The sequence below is a fragment of the Ruminococcus callidus ATCC 27760 genome (assembly GCF_000468015.1).
In the GTDB taxonomy this organism is placed as follows: Bacteria; Bacillota; Clostridia; order Oscillospirales; family Ruminococcaceae; genus Ruminococcus_C; species Ruminococcus_C callidus.
On sequence record NZ_KI260430.1, the window covers coordinates 1 to 582 of the forward strand.

The window sequence follows — 582 nt, forward strand, 5'->3', positions numbered from 1 at the left end:
TCATCCCGAATTTCCATACATTTCCCTTTTTGGTCTGATACATTTCCGGATCCCGTTTCTTCTCTGCATTTTTGGTCGAACTCGGTGCAGAAATAATGGTTGCATCTACGATCGTACCGCCGTGCATGATATGCCCAGTAGCTTCCATCACACGATTGATCGCCTTGAAAAACACTTCCCCCAGATGGTTTTCTTCCAGCAAATGACGGAATTTCAGAAGCGTTGTTGCATCGGGAACCTGTTCCTCCATAAAGTCGATATTCATGAATTTCCGGAATGCATAGCTGTCATAGATGGCATCTTCCACGCCCTCATCAGAGAGATTGAACCAGATCTGCAACAGATACATCCGCAGCATTTTTTCGATTCCTTTTGTTGGTCTGCCACGCTTGCCGTTCGGATAATACGGGCGTACAAATTCTACCCATTCTTCCCACGGAATAATCTCATTCATGATGTCCAGGAATTCTTCCCGCTTCGTTTTCCGCTTTCTCAGGCTGTACTCATAATCGCTGAATGTCATCTGGCTCATTTGTCTTTTCCTCCTGCTTTTTTGTCTTTTTTCTATTATACCATATTTGC

General features: G+C 44.2%; 1 protein-coding gene. It reads right to left on the reverse strand.

The features are described from left to right. Positions 1–532: IS5 family transposase (locus tag RUMCAL_RS09690; RefSeq protein ID WP_040647822.1), on the reverse strand; the 532-nt coding region annotated here is incomplete at its 3' end. Positions 533–582 lie beyond the last annotated feature (50 nt).